Source organism: Gammaproteobacteria bacterium (genome assembly GCA_029884425.1).
Lineage (GTDB): Bacteria > Pseudomonadota > Gammaproteobacteria > S012-40 > S012-40 > JAOUHV01.
Genome location: JAOUHV010000010.1, coordinates 12,688 through 30,567, shown reverse-complemented (window position 1 = coordinate 30,567; position 17,880 = coordinate 12,688). Strand labels below are relative to the sequence as shown.

The 17,880-nt window shown below is 48.2% G+C and carries 17 protein-coding genes; 3 read left to right on the top strand and 14 right to left on the bottom strand.

The window, feature by feature from the left end:
- Nucleotides 1-6 precede the first annotated feature (6 nt).
- A complete protein-coding gene (locus OEW58_04530; protein ID MDH5300609.1) occupies nt 7-1,638 on the bottom strand; it encodes an acetolactate synthase large subunit in 1,632 nt (543 codons plus the stop codon).
- A 134-nt stretch (nt 1,639-1,772) separates the two neighbouring features.
- On the opposite strand from OEW58_04530, the gene OEW58_04525 reads away from it, so the two are divergent.
- On the top strand, nt 1,773-2,570 hold the full coding sequence (locus tag OEW58_04525; protein MDH5300608.1) for an undecaprenyl-diphosphate phosphatase: 798 nt from the start codon (nt 1,773-1,775) through the stop codon (nt 2,568-2,570).
- A gap of 180 nt (nt 2,571-2,750) precedes the next feature.
- Nucleotides 2,751-3,392 carry a hypothetical protein gene (locus OEW58_04520; GenBank protein MDH5300607.1) on the top strand — a complete coding sequence of 214 codons (642 nt, stop codon included), beginning with the start codon at nt 2,751-2,753 and terminating at the stop codon, nt 3,390-3,392.
- Nucleotides 3,393-3,414: 22 nt separating this feature from the next.
- On the opposite strand, the gene cheB is transcribed toward OEW58_04520, so the two are convergent.
- The 7 genes from cheB to OEW58_04485 form a co-directional block, all read right to left on the bottom strand.
- Complete coding sequence (gene cheB, locus OEW58_04515; protein MDH5300606.1) at nt 3,415-4,449, bottom strand: chemotaxis-specific protein-glutamate methyltransferase CheB; 1,035 nt, start codon at nt 4,447-4,449, stop codon at nt 3,415-3,417.
- Nucleotides 4,449-6,671, bottom strand: coding sequence for a response regulator (locus OEW58_04510; GenBank protein ID MDH5300605.1), 2,223 nt, complete (start codon nt 6,669-6,671; stop codon nt 4,449-4,451). The genes cheB and OEW58_04510 overlap by 1 nt, the downstream gene beginning before the upstream one ends.
- Before the next feature lie 15 nt (nt 6,672-6,686).
- A complete protein-coding gene (locus OEW58_04505; GenBank protein ID MDH5300604.1) occupies nt 6,687-8,216 on the bottom strand; it encodes a globin-coupled sensor protein in 1,530 nt (509 codons plus the stop codon).
- A 4-nt stretch (nt 8,217-8,220) separates the two neighbouring features.
- Nucleotides 8,221-8,802 (bottom strand): chemotaxis protein CheW, encoded by a 582-nt coding sequence (locus tag OEW58_04500; protein MDH5300603.1) that lies wholly within the window; start codon nt 8,800-8,802, stop codon nt 8,221-8,223.
- A complete protein-coding gene (locus OEW58_04495) occupies nt 8,762-10,174 on the bottom strand; it encodes a hypothetical protein (GenBank protein ID MDH5300602.1) in 1,413 nt (470 codons plus the stop codon). The genes OEW58_04500 and OEW58_04495 overlap by 41 nt, the downstream gene beginning before the upstream one ends.
- A gap of 1 nt (nt 10,175) precedes the next feature.
- Nucleotides 10,176-10,643, bottom strand: a complete 468-nt coding sequence (locus OEW58_04490) for a chemotaxis protein CheW (protein MDH5300601.1) — start codon at nt 10,641-10,643, stop codon at nt 10,176-10,178.
- 73 nt (nt 10,644-10,716) lie between these two features.
- Nucleotides 10,717-11,970, bottom strand: a complete 1,254-nt coding sequence (locus OEW58_04485) for a multifunctional CCA addition/repair protein (protein MDH5300600.1) — start codon at nt 11,968-11,970, stop codon at nt 10,717-10,719.
- A gap of 69 nt (nt 11,971-12,039) precedes the next feature.
- Here OEW58_04485 and OEW58_04480 point away from each other — a divergent pair, with 69 nt between their 5' ends.
- Entirely contained in the window at nt 12,040-13,116 is a 1,077-nt protein-coding gene (locus OEW58_04480; GenBank protein ID MDH5300599.1) for an aminopeptidase, read from the top strand.
- Here OEW58_04480 and OEW58_04475 read toward each other — a convergent pair.
- From OEW58_04475 to nrfD, 6 genes are all read right to left on the bottom strand, one after another.
- Nucleotides 13,109-13,513, bottom strand: coding sequence for a ClpXP protease specificity-enhancing factor (locus OEW58_04475; GenBank protein ID MDH5300598.1), 405 nt, complete (start codon nt 13,511-13,513; stop codon nt 13,109-13,111). The genes OEW58_04480 and OEW58_04475 overlap by 8 nt on opposite strands.
- The gene (locus OEW58_04470; GenBank protein ID MDH5300597.1) at nt 13,513-14,139 is read right to left on the bottom strand and encodes a glutathione S-transferase N-terminal domain-containing protein; all 627 of its coding nucleotides are present in this window, start codon (nt 14,137-14,139) and stop codon (nt 13,513-13,515) included. The genes OEW58_04475 and OEW58_04470 overlap by 1 nt, the downstream gene beginning before the upstream one ends.
- 153 nt (nt 14,140-14,292) lie before the next feature.
- Entirely contained in the window at nt 14,293-15,327 is a 1,035-nt protein-coding gene (locus OEW58_04465) for a hypothetical protein (GenBank protein ID MDH5300596.1), read from the bottom strand.
- Nucleotides 15,328-15,353: 26 nt separating this feature from the next.
- The gene (locus tag OEW58_04460) at nt 15,354-15,893 is read right to left on the bottom strand and encodes a cytochrome c (protein MDH5300595.1); all 540 of its coding nucleotides are present in this window, start codon (nt 15,891-15,893) and stop codon (nt 15,354-15,356) included.
- Complete coding sequence (locus tag OEW58_04455) at nt 15,890-16,417, bottom strand: DUF3341 domain-containing protein (protein MDH5300594.1); 528 nt, start codon at nt 16,415-16,417, stop codon at nt 15,890-15,892. The genes OEW58_04460 and OEW58_04455 overlap by 4 nt, the downstream gene beginning before the upstream one ends.
- Entirely contained in the window at nt 16,418-17,845 is a 1,428-nt protein-coding gene (gene nrfD, locus OEW58_04450; protein MDH5300593.1) for a polysulfide reductase NrfD, read from the bottom strand.
- Nucleotides 17,846-17,880: the final 35 nt, after the last annotated feature.

The following is a 17,880-nucleotide window of genomic DNA, read 5'->3' as shown; positions in this document are numbered from 1 at the left end:
ATAAAATCACAATGGCATCACCATTTCGCCCAGTTGTTCAGTCAACTTTAGGTTCTCGCCGTAATCCACGGGACAGTCAATGATACTAACCGTGTTATCGGCCAAGGCCCTACGCAAAGTAGGTAACAAGTCCTCAGTTTTGCTAATCCGGTAGCCCTTGGCACCAAAGGCCTGTGCATACATCACAAAATCCGGATTGGTAAAATGCACATTGGACGGACGCCCAAACGCGCGCATTTGTTTCCACTCGATCAGGCCATAACCGTTGTCGTTCCATATTAGGATGACAAACGGAGTTTTCAAGCGCATGGCAGTTTCAATTTCCTGTGAATTCATCAAGAAACCGGCATCGCCGGTTACCGCCACCACCTTGCGGTCGGGATAGACAAGTTTAGCGGCCAGGGCACCAGGCACCGCAATTCCCATACTGGCAAATCCATTAGAAATAATGCAGGTGTTGGGCCGATCACAGCGGAACATCCGCGCCATCCACATTTTGTGTGCGCCGACATCGCAAATAACCACGTCATCACTGTCCATCGCCGTGCGCAAATCCCAGATCAGTTTTTGCGGCTTAACCGGGAAATCGGTGTCATGGGCATGGTGCTTCATTTCACTGATCAGCGCGTCGCGCAGCGGACTCATCAGACGTCCCTCATGGGGCAGTGCCTGTGCAGCAATACGCTCCAAACTCTTGGCAATATCACCGACAATGCCGACACTTACCTCATAGTGAGCATCCACTTCCGCACTGGTTGTATCAATATGAATCAGTATCCGATCCCGGGTAGGATGCCAAAACTTGGGGTGGTACTCCGCTAAGTCATAGCCTACGCAAATGATCACATCGGCCCGCGAAAATCCCACGTTGGCGTAGTCATTTGCCTGCAGGCCGACACTGCCCAGCGCCATGGGATGCCGAAACGGAATTACGCCCTTGGCCATGAAGGTGTTGGCGACCGGAATGTTGAGTTTTTCGGCAAAATCCGCCAGAGCCTCCCAGGCACGAGTGCGAATTACGCCGTTACCCGCCAGGATAATCGGCGCCTTGGCCTGTGAAATCAGTTCCACCGCAGCAGCCACCCGACCCGTTTCTGGCTCCGGCAGCACCGAATTTTTCACCTTCATGGGCCGGCCTTCGACCTGCATTTTGGCGATATTTTCCGGGAACTCGATAAAACTGGCGCCGAACTTCTCACTCATCGCCACTTTGAACGACTTGCGCACCACTTCGGCAATGATATTGGGCGTCAAAATACTGGAACTGTACTTGGTGACATGGCTAAACATTTCATCCAGGTTCAGTACTTGATGTGATTCCTTGTGCAAGCGCTCGGTGTCAGCCTGACCAGCAATCGCCACCAGCGGCGCGTGATCCATATTGGCATCGGCAACCCCGGTCACCAGATTGGTCGCGCCCGGCCCAAGCGTCGCCAGACACACACCTGCCTTGCCGGTTAAGCGCCCATAGACATCCGCCATGAACGCAGCCCCTTGCTCATGACGCGTGGTCACAAACTGAATAGGCGATTCCAGCAGCGCATCCATGACATCCAAATTTTCTTCGCCGGGAATACCAAAGATGTATTCCACGCCTTCATTTTCCAAACAACGCACGAACAACTCTGCGGCTTTCACTTAAACCATCCTCACACCGTCACATTGGGCCAATCATGCCCTGAACGCATCAACAACAGCAAATTGAACACATACATTTTCCAGATAACTACGGTATCATTATCAACCTTTCACCAGCATGAATAATTTACTCCATGGATTTTATACAGATTGTGGTACTTGCCCTGGTACAGGGTCTCACTGAATTTCTTCCCATTTCCAGCTCTGCCCACCTGATTCTTGTCCCTGAAATTCTCCACTGGCCCGATCAAGGTTTGGCCTTCGATATTTCCGTACACGTCGGCACCTTGGCTGCCATTGTGTTCTATCTGCGCCAGGAAATTTTGCGCACCACGGTCGACTGGGGTAAATCGCTGGTGGCGCGCCAGCGCGTTGGCGACAGCGGCCTTGCCTGGGCCATCATCATCACCACCATTCCTGTCATTGTCATTGGTTTTGTAACCAAGGATTTTGTTGAGGAAAGCCTGCGCAGCCCATTAATTCTGGCCACCACCTCAATTTTGTTCGGTTTGCTGCTGTGGTGGGCTGACATCAAAGGCACTCGCGACCGTGACGAGCACAGCCTGACCCTGCGCGACATGCTGATCATCGGCTTTGCCCAAGCCATTGCGCTAATCCCTGGAACCTCGCGCTCCGGCATCACCATTACCGCCGCGCTGATGCTGGGCCTGAATCGCCAGGCTGCCGCCCGCTTCTCATTTTTGCTGTCCATTCCCACCATCCTCGGTGCTGGCGTTCTGGCCACCAAGGATTTGATCGAACAAAGTGCCCCGGTCGACTGGGGCACCTTGACGCTTGGCGTGCTGTTCTCCGCCGTCAGTGCCTACACCTGTATTTTCCTGTTCATGAAGTGGCTGGACCGGATGGGCATGGGGCCATACGTCATCTACCGAATACTGTTGGGCATCGCGCTGTTCGTCATCTTCTGGTAAAAAACTCAACGAATCAATGCGATACAACATTCGCGCGGTCCAGCAACTTGTCTTGGACCGCGCAAATTGATCGATCCGAAAATATAATTCCTTCCGCTCTAATGCCTGACCGCCACAGGCCGAAATAATAAAAAGAATGGGGTAAATCCCACCGGCCAGTCCTGTTTTCTGGAAGCTCCTATGAAACTACGTCATGCACTGTCTGCTATCGGCCTGCTGCTCGTCAGCCACTCGGCTTCTGCTGTACTGATTGAAGCCAATGACCCGGATTACGGCACGGGCAACAATATCACCTGGGATACGCAAACTGGCCTGGAGTGGCTGGATCTGACTGTCACCCAAGGATGTGACATCTACAAGATTAGCGCAAAAAAATGCAATGGCTTTGACTTCGCCGACTGGACACTCGCCAGCAAACTCCAGGTCAGTGAATTTTGGGGCAATGCCGGCATCAGCAGCTTGGGCAGTTTCAGCACCGCCGACTACGCTGCTGTCACTGCATTGCTAGACAACATCGGTTACACCTACAGCAATAACCAAGGCAGAGGTGCCAACGGCATCATCGCCGAGACCACCTTCACCAACCCGGTACTTGGCCAACTGTCACTAAACAACGCGGGACAGTCACAAGAACAATTTTTCAAATTCCCCAACAACCTGATTCTCACCACTGTCAGCAACAATCGGGCTGCGTACTTTATTCGTCAATCACAGCGCGAATATGTTGCTGACGTGCCCAACCCCTCCAGTGGACTACTGATGATGATTGGCGTTTTGGGTCTGTTGGCCTTGAGCCGTGCGCAACAACGGCGCGCGCGGTAACTTTGTGCAGATCGGGAGAAAATTATCGGTCGGCCAACACTGCCGCGATACCTTCCAGTGACAATACCTGCATTGCCGCCCCTATTTGTACTGCAACAGCCGGCATGCCGTACACAACACTGCTTTGCTCGTCTTGCGCCAAAGTGAGTGCACCGCTGGATTTTAGCGCCAACAAACCTCTCGCACCGTCGCCCCCCATGCCGGTCAATACAGCGGCGACGACACCACGCGCCAACCCAGGCTCAATCGAACCAAATAAACGATCAATCGACGGTCTGAACCCATTCACTGGCGCAGCATCACTGTATCGAGCAACTATCTGATCCCCGACAGCGTCTAACTCCAAGTGAACATTATCCGGCGCAAAATACACCGAGCCAGCCTGCAAAACCTCGCCATTACTCGCCACCTTGATTTTCAGCGCACACTTGCTACGCAACCAGGCAATCAATCCATCCAGGAAACCAGATGTAATGTGCTGCACAATAACAACGGGGCAGGGATAATTGGCCGGCAATCCTTGCAAAATTTCTCGTACAGCATGCGGCCCACCAGTGGAGGCACCAAGCAGCACCAATTTTCGCGTCACCAATGCGCTTGACATTTTATTTAGCGGTGCAGTAACCCGCGGCATACTTTCGCGCTTTCTGCGCACTACTTTTATTTCAGCCATCGCACGAACTGTATTCACCAGCAATGCGCAATACTCGACAAATGCCGCTGAATCAATCGATGGCGGCTTGGGCAACAAGGCCAATGCGCCACTTTCTATTGCTTCAAAACTGTCATATTGCTGCGCAGCATTTACCGTTGCACTAACCACAACAATTGGCACCGGACACTCTGCCATAATTTGGCGGATTGCGTCCAAGCCGTTAAGCACCGGCATATGAATATCCATGGTGACAATATCTGGCTGACAGGTTCGAACCAACTCAACGGCCTGCGCACCATTCTCGGCAATGCCAACAATCTCGATATCGCCTACCTGCTCAAGCACGTAGCGAATCACTTGTGCAACGACCTGGGTATCTTCAGCGATCAACACCTTCAGCATTAATGCAACCCTTTCTTCAGCAATGTCTGCGACATTTGCGTTAAAGCGGTCGCCTCTAAATCTTTCTTGCCGACGTAGGCATTTGCCCCACAGTCCATGCCTTTTTGATAGCTCTCTGCATCCACACAAGAACTCACGATGATAATCGGCAGCGTTGTAAAGCGAGAGTCAGAACGAAGATTCTGTGTCAATTGAAAACCATCCATGTTTGGCATCTGCACATCAGTCACCAATAAATCGACAACCAATCCGTTGCTTAACATTTTCCAGGCATCTGCACCATCAACGGCAGAAGTCACTTTAAAACCAACCGCCTCCAGGATGTAACGAATCAATGTTCGCGAAGTTATCAAATCATCAACCACCAAGACATGGCCATCCCCTCTCGCTGGCATGGCAACACCAGACTCTGCAAATTTATTCTCCCGAGAGACATAATCAACAAGTTCTCGATGATCCAGAATAAATATCACTTCGCCAGCACTGGTCATTGCTCCAGAACTAATGATTTTTGAACCGACTTGGGGAAAATTCAATTTCTTTGCCATCAACTCCCGATCACCAACAACGTCATCAACAACAAAGGCAATACGTGACAACGAATCTTTTACAACCACGGCAAACATTGCTTTATCATTAATAGCATCCACAGGAGATAACGCGAACAAATCTGAGAGATTTACCAACGGAACCCAATCACCATCAATGACCACCCCCACCTTATTTTGCCTGGCTTCAGTTTTCAATGTAGCAATATCAACGACCGAATCCACCCAAATGGTTTGAAAAGCATAGAGCTGACCAGCAACGCTTACCACAACACCGTGCTCAGCCAGCATGGAAATTGGCAACGACAAATCAAATCTCGTCCCCTTGCCTACATTTGTCGTGTAACGCAACCATCCACCCAATGAGACCACTGTATTATAAACAGCATCAAGCCCAACGCCTCGGCCAGAGATATCTGACACCACCTCAGCAGTACTAAATCCAGGAAGAAAAATTAGAGAATCTTTATCTTCATCTGTCATAACCGCCGATTCTTCAATTATATTTTTTTGAACTGCGCGCTTATAAATCATATCTCGGTCTATGCCACGACCATCGTCGCTAATTGATATTTCAAATCGATCATTGTTCTTTCTAGCCTCTATGAATAGCGTTGCTTCCATAGATTTTCCACAACCATTCCGCTCATCCACCCCTTCAATACCGTGATCCATCGCATTTCTTACCAAATGGACAATGGCATTCCCCAGCTCTTTGATTATCCGTTTGTCTACCGAGAAATTTCCATGCTCCATCACCAACTTCACCTGCTTCCCTAGCTGATGATTAAGATCTCTAACAAGTCTTGGTAGCGGCAAAAACAAAAGATCAACCGGCATCAACCTGAAGTTTTTAATTTGCTCATTCAAAACGACAGTTGCCGACTTCAAATGATCTGATGCCATGGAACCCAAATAATTCACATGATCAAATCCACCGCCCACTCTACCAAGCAACCTACCAAGGGAAATTGAAACTCGTTCAATTGCCACTCTCCGTGACCTATCTTTCTCCCTTGCCATAATTTCATTGCACTGATCAATCAACTCACTGAGCCCTAACAGTTGCTCATGAATTTCCGCGACTGATAACAAAAGATCAGCAACCCCCGATGACCCCAATACCAATTGCTCTGCGGATTCTTCCAATTGGCGAACGACCGCTAATGACGCATCATCAGTATCTTTTTTTTGCAAATAATCAGGAGAAATCCCGGGAGAGATAGTCGACAACATCGACTCACTTAGCAATAACGCATCACCACTACCCGCCTTTATCGCCACAAGTAAGTTCTGCAAATCACTGATAATCTTGCTTGCTTTCTGAGAAGAACCTTTCTCCTCCCGGGCAAGCTCAGGAAGGAAATCACAAATATCCAGCAATAGGTTTGCCGCAACTGCAGGAAGCGCCAGGGTTGAGTCGCGTAAAAATGAAAACAACTCCTCAAGCTCTTTAGCCAACTGACTTACCGTATCAAGACCAATACTGGCAGAAGTCCCTTTGATATTGTGCGCCGCACGAAAAATCTCCGACATAGCATGTGCGCGCTCATCTTCGGCCAAATTTTGCTTCTCTAGAGTTAGAACGCCCCCCTGCAGCGTTTTCACTTGCTTCGCCAAATCCAGCTGGAACATCGCTTTTAGGCGAATTTTCAGCTCTTCACTTAACTCCATTGATCGCCATACCTTTTAAAGAGTGTATACACCGACACTATCATCCAGAGTTTTAGCGATGTTCCCCAAATCCGCAGCAGCTTCTGTCGTCTGTTTCGTTGCGCTAACAAACTGCCTGGTTACAAAATTAATTTCCTCCATAGCTGCTGCAATCTGATCAATCCCTGCTTTCCCCTGCCTAATCGCCGCCACAATTTGTTGACTAGCGATATTTCCTTCGTGAATAACACCCATTAGCTCCCGAATGGATTCGCCAACGTCAACCACAATAGTTGCACCCGCAGTTGCACCCTTGCTCCCTTCCTCAGTAGCCATCACCGCCTTGCCGGCGGAGTCCCTAATGGTTGTCAATATGCTTTGCACCTGCAATGTTGCCTGCTGAGAGTGTTCCGCAAGACTCTTAACTTCCGCAGCAACCACCCCAAACCCTTTACCAAACTCTCCCGCCTTAACCGCTTCAATGGATGCATTCAGCGCAAGGATTTTTAACTGCTGCGATAACCCGCTTACCATCGCAACAATTTCACCTGCTCGCTGAATCTGCATGCTTAGAGCCAATATGTTTGTCGCAATACCATCGACGCGAAATTTTAACTCATCCATCGAGGCAATCATTCTCTCCACTGCTCTTAAGCCATCCTCACCTTTCTTGCGCGTCTTTTCAGAGGCGGCTCCAAGCGTCGTCGCCTTCTCTAGGGTTTGATTGGCACTGACACGGACTTCTTCAAGGGTTGTGGTTGTTTCATTAATGGAGACAGCCTGCTGTGATGCCGCTGCTGATTGCATGCTTGCCGCGGACTGCAACTCGCTTAAGGTTACCATTAACGAGCTTGATGCGGACTTGATCGAAGAACTCATCGAACTCAAACTGCTGACCATGTGATTGATATGACCGCCAAGAGCGGACATATCATCACCCTTGGTATCTTCGACATCCAGTTTTATACGCAAATTTCCATGGGACACTTGCTCTATTGCGGCCCGGTATGAAGCAACTGTCGACTCTATCTCCCCCTTGGAAAAAGTCACGCTCTCAATATATTTTGTCATCGAGTAGATATAAGATTCTATTGCCAACTGGGAATCCAGCGACAAAATCCTGGTCAACGCCTGCTCAGCCTTTTGTCTTTTCTTCGGGAAAAATCGATATTTTTTTTGAATAAGAGGGTTTATCAGCTGAAAATATACGCTATATGCACCAAGATACCACTTTGGCGTCAGTCCAATTTTGTTATGAATAAACCCAATTCTCAACCTCCGATTACAATACAACTCACCATAATCTCCCTCAAATAGTTCTATCAGATATTTTTTTTGGACAATTTTCAATCTAGATACTGACGAATTAGATTTCTCAATTATGGAAAGCAAATCTGGATGGCGCTCAATATTTCCGTAGAAGTAATCTACTATTCCATCTGCATTTTTTTCTACCAATGAATGAAGCGATTTCAGAATACGGATATCGACCTCATCAAATCCGATATATTTTTTCCTAGACTCCCACTCAACCGAGTCTATTTTCCACACGTCATTTTCAAACAATTCGCTACTCCTTTATTAGCCCTTCTAGCGCACCATCTTCAAAAAGAAGATCCGCATTCACATGAACAACCTTGTCTTTTCCAAAAAAAATGCTCGTATCGACAAAAATATCACCTTTTTTTTCTCCAACTTCCTTATTGAAGCCTGCAACATAGACTTTTCCGTTTACCACTTTGTCAGCGCAAAACGCCAGCATTCGCTCACCGGACTTTAGGACTATAACGAGATTTGGCTCCATTACACCCTTCTCATGTCGCCATAACTCAACTAAATCAAGTACTGTAACCAACTCTCCATGATAATTAATAACGCCAGCGACAAAGTCAGGCGAAAATGGCACCTTAAAAATATGCTTAAACTCTACAATCTTCTCTACCAGCTTACAATGTAATGCAAATAGTCCTTCGTCCAAATAAAAGAATATATGATCCTCATCCTGAATTTCCGGGAAAATATCTGTCTTTACCACTGATTCCACACGTTCCAGCCTTGAGCGCAACTCAATAACATCAGATTCCTCAGATGGCATATAGCTGTAAGCACGACTACAAATCATTTCCATCACTTTTTTTCGCTGCCCGCCCATATCGATCAATGTCAGACCTGGCCATATCCAGCAATTCTGGAATCGTCAATTCGCCAGCCTTTACAATCCGCATTGTCTCTGCATTTTCTTCGTATTTCTTTAGCATTGTTAGCAGGTACTCAGTACCGACCTGATATTTTTTTTGTCGGAATGCCAGCTTCGCTGCACAATAGTAAACATCCATAAACCTATCGCTAACCAGGAGAATTTCATTAATGATCCTCTCTGCGACTTCATATTTCCCCAATTCAATTTGAATCAGTGCCTGCGTAAACTTAACACTATAATCAAAGGGATTTTGTACCAGATACAGCTCCGCAGATTCGATCGCTTCCTCAAGCATTCCATGATTTGCCAGCCTATCTATATTTAAATCTTCTGCATCACGAAGTTCAGGAATAGCTTTCTTAACTTTCTCAGTCTCTGACTGTAAAACTACAGCATCTTCACCATCCGCATCGGGCAATCTAAACTTCACATGAGTAGCTTTTTCAGTGAAATTTTCGTCTTTATCCGGATGGAATCTCGTCCAATATGTCAATCCGCCATAGCCACCACGTTGAGCCAGCGAATAATCCTCATTAACTGTATCAATAGTTCCCGGAATATAAACGCCTCCCAGATTCAATTGGCCTATCAATTTTTCACTGATCTTTGACGCCAAATCTGAATCCATGTAAACCAACACATTTCTGCACAAGATTAGATCATATTTTCCACACTCGCCATCAATGCATTCATCAACATCCACTAAGTTTTGCATTTTGAATTCACACTTTTCCTGATATATTTTTTTTACTACATACCCCCCATTGGTATTTTTTTCAAAAAATTGGTCCACTTCCACAGGATCGATATTTCGAAATGACCATGCGCCATATTCAGACTTCTTCGCCTTCGCAATACTTTCCTCACAAATATCACTTCCGACTGCCGTGATATTCCAAACTTCATTTTTTGGCAGCAACTCATCCAAGATAAATACGACAGAATACAATTCCTGCCCTGCCGAACAGCCCGCACTCCATATTTTTAGACTATGATCTCCAATATTTCGCTTTTTATTTATTAGCTGAGGGAAGTACTTCTGAGTTAAAAACTGTCTTAAATTGTTATCTCTAAAAAAATAACTTTCGCCTACCGCAATTTTGGTTATCAATTTTTGCCATGGCGGACTAAGGTGAGACGCCAACCTTAGAAATTCGTACAATTCTAGACATGACTGCATTGCGCAATCATTAATCAGTTCAGCAACAATCTTTTCTAAACTCTCTGACTGATAGGACTGGACCGTGATATATGTTCTCTCCCTGAGCAATGCGGCTATTTTTTGCCCACACTCGCTAGGCTGTCGTTCATACACCCGAGTCATTTCATTCATTCCCCAGGTTAATTACTAGATCGGTTTCCATTCCACATTGAGCATAGTCCACGACCACCTCCAAGTCACTGATCATGAGGACTTGACCATATTTTTCCAATACAACAGGGTGAACCACATCTGTTTTTGATGAGCAGGATATACTGACAACATCCTCTATAGAATCCACAACAAATGCCTTTTTTGCCCCTGAATTATTTAGAAGTAACAAAGATGCATCCATGGCATATCCATACTTCCGACGCTTCCCCAGTCTCTCGGTCAAATCAAAGACTTCGATGGGTTCTGCATTAATTATGGTTTTGCCAACGACAAAATTGGCTGAATTCCTTATCGGTTCAATATGTACCAGTGGAATTATGCGATTTACAAAATGTGCTGACAGGCAAAGTAGGCGCCCATCGACACGAAAAATCAGCACGTCAATTCGATCTTCAGATGCCAACTTTTCCACCCGCACATTCCACTCCTTATTAGACAGCAATAATGATCGTAGTTGCAGTTTCTGAATCCAACCTTAGGAAAAATTCGAATCAACTATTATCAAACGGCTTATTATTTGGGGTAAAATCGTGTTTTATCTCCGCAATCCGCTCCAGTCTACGCTGCAAGAGCGCTGCACCAACCGCTTTACCCGTTAACCCCTGAGTCAAGAATTCTGTCGTTGAGACGCTCCTGCATGCATTTGCCAGCTCGCGTAGATAGTCTGCCTGCAGGTACTGCTCATTTTCATATCCAGGCCGGCCGCGACAATCCGCCAAGCAGGCCATCAAAAACTGCTCTACTCGCTCTGGCCTGCGCATGACATCCAGCTTTTCCAACAATTTCCAGGCAGTCACAGGCTTAAGTTCCAATGCTCGATGCGCATGGGTATGATATTCGCCCACAAGCATTGCCAATTCTTTCATTTGGGTAGGGACACGAACTCGGTCGCATAGTTTTCTGATAAGTGGCACACCGGCAACTTCATGCCCATGATGTGATGGCAATATTTCTGCGGGCGTTTTCGCCTTGCCAAGATCATGCAACAGCGCAGCCAGTCTGACCCCAACATCGGATGATATCTTTGCTGCGGCATCAACCACCAACATCGTGTGTATTCCGGTATCGACTTCAGGGTGATAATCTTTTCGTTGTGGCACGCCCCACAATGCAGCCAGCTCAGGGAACAGCTGTTGCAGCGCACCACATTGCCGCAGCACTTCAAAATATACCGAAGGCGTTTCTTCCTGCAGCGTTTTTTGTGTTTCAACCCAAATTCGCTCTGGTGCGATAGTCGCCAGCTCTCCGCCAGCACTTATTTGTCGCATCAGATCCATGGTCTGTTCGGCAACGCAAAAACCCAAGGTCGCATATCGTGCCGCAAAACGCGCAACTCGCAACACCCGCAATGGATCTTCAACAAACGCCTCTGACACGTGTCGCAGTATTCGTGCGTTTAAGTCCTGCATGCCGCCATAGGGATCAGTAATATTTCCCGCTTCATCCTCAGCCATCGCATTAATGGTTAGATCGCGGCGGCGCAAATCTTCTTCCAAACTCACCTGCGGTGTCGCATCAACAGCAAATCCTGTATAGCCTGGTCCGATTTTTCTTTCCGCCCTGGCCAAAGCATATTCTTCGGACGTCTCAGGATGCAAAAACACCGGAAAGTCCTTACCGACTTGTCGATAATTCAGTGCTAACATTTGTTCAGGTGTTGCTCCGATGACAACCCAATCACGCTCGCTCACCTGTCGGCTCAGCAGGCGATCGCGAACGGCTCCACCTACCAAATAAATTTTCATGATTGACCTATCCTTACCAATGCGTTCGAATAGGATTAGCTTAATCAATTATCATCATAGGTACGAGCCTTGTTTACACTTCGCTTGACAGCAACGCTATTAATCACCGCACTGCTATCCGGTTGCGCCTCAGTCCAATATTACTCTCAGGGAGTAAAAGGTCATTTAGAAGTTTGGTGGCCTAAAAAACCGATTGATGATGTGATTCATGACCAATCTCAACCCGAGGATTTTAGACAGCGCCTGGCGTTAATGCTCAAAGCTCGTAAATTCGCCAGTAACGAACTTGCGCTTCCAGACAACAAAAGCTACACAACCTATACCGACCTTGGTCGCCCCTATGTGGTCTGGAATGTATTCGCGGCAGGCGAGTTTTCGCTGGAACCCAAATCCTGGTGTTATTTGATGGTAGGCTGCCTGAATTATCGTGGCTATTTCGACGCCACCGAAGCGAAACTCACGGCTGACAGCTTGGCGCAGCAAGGTTATGACGTTAGCGTAGAAGGCGTAAGCGCCTATTCCACTTTGGGCTGGTTTAATGACCCACTACTGAACACGATGTTGCAGTGGTCTGACAATCGTCGCATTGAATTGATTTTTCATGAACTGGCGCATCAGGTCGTCTACTTGTCCAGCGAAACTGACTTTAATGAAAGCATGGCCACCGCCGTGGCTCGCCTTGGAATGGTGCGCTGGTATCAAACCCAGCATCCCGACAAACTTAATGAGTACTTTGACTTAACCCGGCAACACGCCGAATTCCGTCAACTGTTACTGGAAACATCGCAACAGCTTCGCCAGATCTACTCGTCCAATCAAACGACCGAGACAAAGCGCCATGACAAGGCACAAGTATTTGCCGACCTGCAGCAGAAATATAGCCAAACGAAACAACACTGGCCCAGGCCAAATGCCTTCGACAGTTGGTTTGCGCGCCCACTAAATAACGCCCACATAACCGCGAGCATGACGTATTTGCAGCAGACACCCGCGTTTTATGCCTTGTATCTTGATTCACAGAAAGACTGGCCAACATTCCTGAATAGCATAAAAAAGCTAGGAAAGTTGCCGCGTCAGCAGCGTGAGGAAACGGTCAAACAATTGCTGCAACGCAACATCACCTTGCAGCAAGCTTCGACTACTTGACTAGTTTTAACTGAGGCCGGTTGGGCTTGGACTCTTGGTCCGGGGAGGGGGAAGTAGGCGGGCTGCCTGGGTCTTCATCTACAAAGACCATGCCTTGACCATTTTCCCGTGCATAAATCGCCATCACCCCCATCACCGGCACCAGCACATTCATTGCCGTCCCCGAAAAACGGGCACCAAACGAGATCCAGTCGTTGCTGATGGTCAGATCCCGCACCGCTGACGGGCTGATATTGAGCACAATTTTGCCGTTTTCAACGAACTGCATCGGCAATACCGCACCTTCGGCACTGGCATCACAAACAAGATGAGGTGTCATCTGATTATCGACAATCCAGTCATTCAGCCCACGCAACAAATAAGGCCGACTCGATGTCATTCCAGGCTTATCAACCATTATCTGTTGAACTCTTTTTCCGCCGCAGTCAGACTCTCGTGGAACGCAGGACGATCAAACAAACGTCGCATATATTCTTTTACCGAAGCCGCCTGGGCAGGCAATTCAATACCATAACTGTTGAGTCGCCACAAAATCGGTGCCACGCTGCAATCCACCAGCGAAAACTCTTCACTCATGAAGAATGGCTTGGCCTCAAAGACCGGAGCAACAGACACAATCGAATCACGCAACTCTTTCCGTCCGGCTTCCCGCTTCTTCTCGTCAGAGCTTTCGATGGCCTTTACCTGTCCATACCAATCCGCATCAATTCGATGCAGCATCAGACGCGTACGCGCCCGGGCAACGGGATCGACCGGCATTAATGGCGGATGAGGAAATCTTTCATCCAGGTATTCCATTACCACACGAGAGTTGTATAGCACCAAATCCCGGTCAAGCAAGGTAGGGACGGAATTATAGGGATTGAGATCAATCAAATCCTCAGGCAACTGGCCAGGCTCCACCAATACTACATCGTAGGTCACATTCTTTTCTGCCAGAACAATACGCGACCGATGACTGTATGGATCAGAATGCCCGGAAAACAAAGTCATTACCGAGCGTTTGTTAGCCACTGCACCCATTGTTTAATCCCCTATAACCCTTTGTATATAAAGCTAGAATATCGACATCAACGGCATCGTCCTTTAACTCTGGACAACAATCAAAATCAACCGTTCGCAAAAAAGGCGGCTATGGAACCACAGCCGCCTCAGAATACCACAAATTGCTCTCGTTTAGGACTGCTTCACCAGACCGAAACGCGTATAGCTCCAGCGCAATGCAACAAACGCTGCACCAAACACGGCCACGGTATAAACCAGATCCATGAAAGATGTCATCGGCAGGCGATGGAACTCACCAGGAACGGAACCTGAAATCCAGGTGTAACGCTCCAGCCAGCTACCCAGCATAATGCTGCAAGCCACGCCAACGATCAGGGCTGGCGTATGACGCACGCGAGCGAAGATCAGCGAGCAGAAGGGGATCACAAATTTCAGTGCCAGGAAGGTCCACCAGACCGGACTCAGTTCGTGAGTCATCATCGACACGAAGCGTGACATTTCTTCAGGCAAACGACCGTACCAAATGATCAGATACTGAGTGAAGTACAGGTATGTCCACAGAATCGTCATCGCCAGCATGAACTGCGCCAGGAAATTCAACACATACGGAGGAATTTCTTTAGCAGCCTTGCCTGAGCGCATCAGGAAGTACAGCACGGTCGCAAAGAATGCCAGGAACAAATGGAAATTACTCACGAAATGGTACGCACCGTAGCTGGCGCTGTGCCAATTCGGGATCTGTGTCATTTCAAAGTCCCAAGCAACCATGGTCGCGTACAGCACGTATGCCACCGGAATCAACATCGCCACGTTGCGGAAGCGACGCTGCGCCTCATAGCTGCTATCAATCACAGATTCATGCTGATATTTGATGAACAAGCCATACAAGCCGGCAATTGCAAAGAAACCCAACACCTCACGCACCACCAGGAACGTGTAGTTGTGCCATCCCGGCATATGATGTTCACCGTCATGCGCATGCGCCAACCACTGGAAAGTAGACTCTCCGTTGATCAACAAAATGCACAACAATACAAACGCTACTGGAAACAAACCGGCTGTTGCGACCGCAAAATAACGCACCTTATAACGCCATTGGGCATTTGCCAAATGCAGCAACGCTGCCAATGTCACGCCATTAAGAGCCAAATACAGCACAATCAGAAAGTTTGTCGTCAGTACGGACCAGCTACCAAAGCCTTCCATATCAAACCCTACCCTTTTTCTTCGTTTTAGTGCGCGCCCGCTGCCTTGACAGCGCCGTCTTTAATCAACTGGTGACGCATGTAGTTCACTACGTGCCAACGTTCTTCCGGAGACAAGTCGTTTGAACCACCACCTTCGCCAGGTTTGCCATAAGCTGGCATCACATAGCTGCCGAACGTGATCGTTCCCCACATCCACCCTTCGGTCAACGATTGTGCATATTCCTCATGCAAAGGAATTGCGCCAATCTTTGGCGTCACTGGTGAATCTGCTCTTCCAGTCAAACCATGACAGGCCGCGCAATAAATCTTGAACAGATTGCGCCCGGTCTTGATGGACTCCGCAGTTGGTGGGAACGGATTTTTTAAATCCCTTGTCTCTTCCCGATTCTTGTAGGTTGTTGGTATGCCGCTGACCGGCACCGAACGCTTCGCAAAAGGCGCAGGTGCGCCTTCCTGAGGTTTGATGCTCGGCTGATTCATCATATCCGTCGACCAAGGCCATGCCATGACCGTGGTTGGTAACAGGGCCACCGCGCCGATGATTGCTAGTTTTTTAAGCTTCATGACACCTTCTCTTCCCGGATTTCCAACGCTTTATTGCCGTTAAAAAATGCCCGGGCGTTATTCAACTGATGTTCGTCAACTTCGACAACAATGCCTACTTGATCAACGGTCAGCTTTTCACTGTACAAATTTCCACGCTTGCGGAACAAGCCAGACATCCACAAGAACGCGAATACCGTCGTCCACACACCAAAGAAAATCAGCATTTCATACATCAGTACAAAATTACTGGGGAAGGCAATAACCGCTTTACCACCTTGTGGCTGCACCAGGAAACTGGCTTGCGCTGCCGAAAGGAAGAAAAAGCCAAACGTTACGCCAAACACTGCCCCCAAGAAGGTAAACACCTGAATGTTTACCGGGCGCTTCCCCAAAATTTCGTCGATATTCGGGTGTTCAATGGGCGACATCACAGTGATGTCGTCCACAGCCACGCCTGCTAGTTTTTTGCTTTTAATGTCTTCAATGGTTTTTACCGCATCATCGAAGCCACTAAACATTGCCAACAAACGAGTTTTACTCATTTATGCGCCCTCCAATCCTGGTCTGCCGGTCACCGTTTTCGCGCCATGAGCATGTCCAGCCTCACTTGACGTATGCGCGTCGTGCTCATGTTCATGCTTGAGGTGGAAGCATAATTCTTTAACCTCATAAGCAGACATTGCAGGGAACACCTTCACGAAAACCAGGAATAGCAATGCAAACCATCCAAAGCTACCAAACACGATACCCCATTGGATAACGCCAGCCCACATGATGTCCCACTGATGCGGTGAATGTGCATATGCCAGAGTCGGCGCAACAATCATCCAGCGTTCAGTGTACATACCCAACTGCAGAACCAGCGACAACACGAACATCGTCGGCATGTGGCGTCTTAGCTTCTGGAAACAGAGTGCAAACGGTGCAATCGTGGCACAGAACAGCATCGTCCAGAATACCGGTGCATACGGCCCGACAAACTTGGCAATCAGCAGTTCCTTGTCGTACACGCTGTGGCCGTACCAAACAGAAGCGAACTCAACGAACAACAGGTAGTTCCATACCATCGCAATGGCGAAAGTCAGCTTGGCGGTTTTTTCCATGATGTTCAGCGTCATGTACTCTTCCCAATGGAAGAAGTAACGCAAGCACACGAACAGAGTCATGATCGCCGCACAGCCCGAGTACAACGCACCCGCTACGAAGTAGGGCGGGAAGGTCGTTACGTGCCAGCCAGGCATGATGGACATCGCAAAGTCAGACGATACGATAGAGTGAACCGAGATCGCCAACGGGATCAGGAAGCACGCCATCAACATGTATGTCTTGCGGAAGTTACGCCACTGACGGTCGTCACCTCTCCAACCCAGCGCCAGCAGACCATAAGCCTTTTTGCGCCAGCCCTTGGTGTGGTCACGCAGAACCGCCATATCGGGAATCATACCGATAACCAGGAACAGCGCCGATGCAGACAGGTAAGTGGAGATCGCAAACGCATCCCACACCAGTGGTGAGCGGAAGTTCGGCCAAATACCACGATCTGACACATACGGCAGTACCCAGTACAGGTTCCACACGCGCCCCAAGTGGATCATGGGGAAGAAACCGGCAGTCATCAGCGAGAACGTTGTCATCGCCTCAGCAAAGCGGTAAATCGGCTTACGCCACTGGGCATGAATGATATGCAGAATCGCGGACAATAACGTACCCGCGTGCGACATACCGATCCAGAATACGAAAGTAGCAATGTACATATCCCACATGTGAGGATTGTTCAAGCCACCTGCACCCATACCCATTTTGTACTGGTAAATTTCTGCAGCTACTGCACACAAAATCATCGCCACACACACTGCGAAGGCAACCCAGTATGCCTTGCGCGGTGCCTGCATGGTGCGAATCAAATCATGGTTGATTTGCGACCAATTCAGGTTCTCGTCGATGATCTTGTCTTGAATAACTTGAGCCATGACTTTTCCTTTAAATTTTATTCAAGCACCCAAAG

Bases quoted from the DNA above. Each gene is read 5' to 3' on its own strand.
- cheB (MDH5300606.1), bottom strand. From the start codon at position 4,449: ATGCTGAAGGTGTTGATCGCTGAAGATACCCAGGTCGTTGCACAAGTG.
- OEW58_04460 (MDH5300595.1), bottom strand. From the start codon at position 15,893: ATGAAGCTTAAAAAACTAGCAATCATCGGCGCGGTGGCCCTGTTACCA.
- OEW58_04500 (MDH5300603.1), bottom strand. From the start codon at position 8,802: ATGGGCGGGCAGCGAAAAAAAGTGATGGAAATGATTTGTAGTCGTGCT.
- OEW58_04455 (MDH5300594.1), bottom strand. From the start codon at position 16,417: ATGAGTAAAACTCGTTTGTTGGCAATGTTTAGTGGCTTCGATGATGCG.
- OEW58_04525 (MDH5300608.1), top strand. From the start codon at position 1,773: ATGGATTTTATACAGATTGTGGTACTTGCCCTGGTACAGGGTCTCACT.
- OEW58_04520 (MDH5300607.1), top strand. From the start codon at position 2,751: ATGAAACTACGTCATGCACTGTCTGCTATCGGCCTGCTGCTCGTCAGC.
- OEW58_04470 (MDH5300597.1), bottom strand. From the start codon at position 14,139: ATGGGTGCAGTGGCTAACAAACGCTCGGTAATGACTTTGTTTTCCGGG.
- OEW58_04485 (MDH5300600.1), bottom strand. From the start codon at position 11,970: ATGAAAATTTATTTGGTAGGTGGAGCCGTTCGCGATCGCCTGCTGAGC.
- OEW58_04475 (MDH5300598.1), bottom strand. From the start codon at position 13,513: ATGGTTGATAAGCCTGGAATGACATCGAGTCGGCCTTATTTGTTGCGT.
- nrfD (MDH5300593.1), bottom strand. From the start codon at position 17,845: ATGGCTCAAGTTATTCAAGACAAGATCATCGACGAGAACCTGAATTGG.
- OEW58_04465 (MDH5300596.1), bottom strand. From the start codon at position 15,327: ATGGAAGGCTTTGGTAGCTGGTCCGTACTGACGACAAACTTTCTGATT.
- OEW58_04510 (MDH5300605.1), bottom strand. From the start codon at position 6,671: ATGGAGTTAAGTGAAGAGCTGAAAATTCGCCTAAAAGCGATGTTCCAG.
- OEW58_04495 (MDH5300602.1), bottom strand. From the start codon at position 10,174: ATGACTCGGGTGTATGAACGACAGCCTAGCGAGTGTGGGCAAAAAATA.